The sequence below is a fragment of the Halorubrum sp. C191 genome (assembly GCF_002727095.1).
GTDB lineage: Archaea > Halobacteriota > Halobacteria > Halobacteriales > Haloferacaceae > Halorubrum > Halorubrum ezzemoulense.
Genome location: NZ_NHNZ01000221.1, coordinates 1 through 2,869, shown reverse-complemented (window position 1 = coordinate 2,869; position 2,869 = coordinate 1). Strand labels below are relative to the sequence as shown.

Annotated in this window: 3 protein-coding genes; 1 reads left to right on the top strand and 2 read right to left on the bottom strand. The window is 70.6% G+C overall.

Going from position 1 to position 2,869, the window contains the following annotated elements; genetic code table 11:
- Positions 1 to 542, bottom strand: a 542-nt coding sequence (locus Z052_RS18935; protein ID WP_199058326.1) for a response regulator, incomplete at its 3' end; no start/stop codon positions are given.
- 108 nt (positions 543 to 650) lie between these two features.
- Between Z052_RS18935 and Z052_RS18930 the strand changes: the two genes are divergently transcribed.
- A complete protein-coding gene (locus Z052_RS18930) occupies positions 651 to 2,057 on the top strand; it encodes a sodium:solute symporter (RefSeq protein WP_094519888.1) in 1,407 nt (468 codons plus the stop codon).
- A gap of 15 nt (positions 2,058 to 2,072) precedes the next feature.
- Here Z052_RS18930 and Z052_RS18925 read toward each other — a convergent pair whose 3' ends face one another.
- Entirely contained in the window at positions 2,073 to 2,750 is a 678-nt protein-coding gene (locus Z052_RS18925; protein WP_049929685.1) for a type 1 glutamine amidotransferase domain-containing protein, read from the bottom strand.
- Between the last annotated feature and the right edge of the window lie 119 nt (positions 2,751 to 2,869).

Below are 2,869 nucleotides of genomic sequence, written 5' to 3'. Positions count from 1 at the left end.
TCGTCGCGCCGCATCCCGAGCATCTCGGCGAGGCGGCGGTTCGCCAGCTCGAAGCTCCGGTCCTGTGACAGCCCCGCGCCGATCAGCCGCTGTTCGAACAGCTGCGAGTACCAGTCCTCGACGCGCTCGCGGTCCCGTCGTTCCCTGAGCCGCGTGACGCACGTTCGGATCCGGTTCGCCAAGAGCTCGTACTGCTCTTGGCCGCCGCTCTTCTGGAGGTAGTCGGAGACGCCGGACGAGATCGCCTCGCTCGCGATGGCCTCGCTGCCGCGCCCGGTGAACAGGATGAACGGCTTCGACGGGTAGCGCTCGCGCACGGCGTCGAGCAGTTCGAGGCCGTCGACGTCGGGCATGTCGTAGTCGCTGACCACGCAGTCGAACGTCGACTCGTCGAGCCGGTCCAGCGCCGCCTCGGCGGAGGTGACGCCGACGGCCCTGATGTCGTCGTGCTGTTGGTCCAAGACGTCCGCGGTGAGCGTCGCGAACCCCGGCTCGTCGTCCACGCAGAGGACGCGTATCGGCGGCCGGTCGGCCATAGACATGCGTTCACACGAGACGCGATCGCATAATAACTGTTGTATATAATATCGGATGCTTTTGCCGCGAAACTGAGGACATCGCTTATTCGTTCGCTCGGGCAGGTTGGTAGCGTGATCGGTTCCTCGGAGGCGCACAGCGAGGCCGACGCGTCGAACGCCGAGTCGTTCTACGCGGCCGACCGCCGGATCGGGGGCGTGTTCGGTACAATGTCGTTGACCGCGACGCAGGTCAGCGCGGGGACGCTCATCGGCACGATCGGGATCCACTACGCCGTGGGCGTGAGCTTCGGCCTGGTGTGGCTCGGCATCTGGGCCGGCTGGGTCGCGTCGCTGCTGTTCGTGGGGCCGCACCTGCGCGCCCGCGGCGGGATCACCGTCTCGGAGTTCCTCTCGGCGCGCTTCGACGGCGACAACGAGGTGGTCGGCGGGACGACCGCGGCCCTCGTCAGCGTCATCTACCTCGTGTACACGACCGCCCAGTACGTCGCCGGGGCGGTCATCCTCGACGCCGTCTTCGGAGTGCCGCGGGTCCTCGGCATCGCGGTGTTCGCCGCGGTCGCGCTCTCGTACACGCTCGTCGGTGGGATGCGGCTGAGCATCTATTCGGACGCGGTTCAGGTCACGGCCCTCCTCCTCGGCGTCGCGGCGGCGGCCGTCGTCGGAGTCGCCGAGACTGGGGGCGCGAGGGCGCTCATCGACGCGGCTGCGGCTATCGACCCGGCGTTGCTGTCGGGCACCTCGGCGCCAGCGCTCACGACCGGGCTGGCGCTGTCGTTCGGGTTCGGTATCGCGGTGGCCCCGTACGAACTCTCGCGGGTCTACGCCATGCGAGACCCGGAGACGGTCAAGCGGGCGATCCCGATCTCCATCGCGATCCAGGCCGTCATCGCCGTGTGTATCCTGACGCTGGGGCTGCTCGCGCGCGTCCGGTTCCCCGGGCTGGCCGACCCGGACGCGTCCGTCGTCCGGCTCGCGCTCGACCTGTTCGGTCCCGCGGTGGGGCTGCTGCTGCTCGGTGCGGTCGTCGCGGCGGTGCTCAGCACCGTCGACTCGGTGCTGCTGGTCACGTCGGCGGCCGTGGCCCACGACATCTACGAGCGGACGCTGCCGGCCCTGGGCCTCGTCCCGGAGCCGACGCCGGCGCGCGTGCGGCGAGTCAGCCGGATCGCGACCGTCGGCGCGGCGGTCGTCCCCGCCGCTCTCGCCGTCAACCCCGGTCCGTTAGGCGGGGTGGTCCAGCTCATCGTCGCGCTCTACACGTCCGTGCTCGGGTCGACCCTGTTCGTTCCCGTCCTCGGCGGGCTTCACTGGGACGCGGCCACGGGCGACGGGGCCTTCGCCGGCGTCGTGGTCGGGTTCGTCACCGCAACGGCGTGGCAGGTCCTCACCGAAGTGTGGACGGTCGACAGGCTCGGATCGCTGACCGCGGTCGACCCGGTCGTCCCCGGCGTCATCGCGAGCGCCGCCGCGTTCGTCGCGGTGTCGCTGGCCGACACCGACCGGCTCGGCTCGGCGTGATCGCATCGGGCACGCTCAGAGCTCGCCGAGCAGCGTCTCCGCCGCCTCGGCCGACGAGCCCGGGCCGCGGGCCGTGATCAGGTCGCCGTCGACGGTGACGCTGGTGTCGGCGTCGAGTTCGGCGTCCCACTCCGCGCCCGCCAGCCGGACCTCGTCTTCGACCCAGTACGGGAGCTTCCGGCCGTCCGGCATCACGTCGTGGTCGTCGACGATCCCGTCCTCCCAGTCGTTCGGGAAGCCAGTGACGGCGCGCCCCTCGACGAGCGGCGTCCCGTCGGCCTCGCGCGTGAACGCGAGGATGCCGACGGCGTGACAGACGACGAGGGCGACGCCGTCGTCGCCAGCGACCGCGTCGAGCAGCAACTGCCGGGCGTGCCGGTCTTGGTTCACGTCCCAGACGGTGCCGTGGCCGCCGGGGAAGACGACCGCCTCGTAGCCGTCGGCGTCGACGGTCGCGATCGGTTCCGGATCGTTCAGTTCGGGGTGCTCCTCGTCGACCTCGCGGAGCTCCGCGACTCGCTCCTCGCCGCCCGCGGCCTCGGGGTCGAGCGAGCGCTCGTCGACGACCGGGGGCGACCCCGACGGCGTCGCGACGGTCACGTCGACGCCCTCCGATTCGAGCGTCGTCAGCGGCTCGATACACTCCTCGGCCCAGTACCCCTCCTCGCTCACGACGAACAACGCGTCAGTCATGTGTAGTCCGCCATTGAGGACCTCGATATAAAAGACGCCCGCGCCCGGCAGCGCCAAAGGGCGGCGTCGGGTTTATAAGCAAACGTCACGGTCGCGGCCGGCGCGCGCCGTCGAGCGGC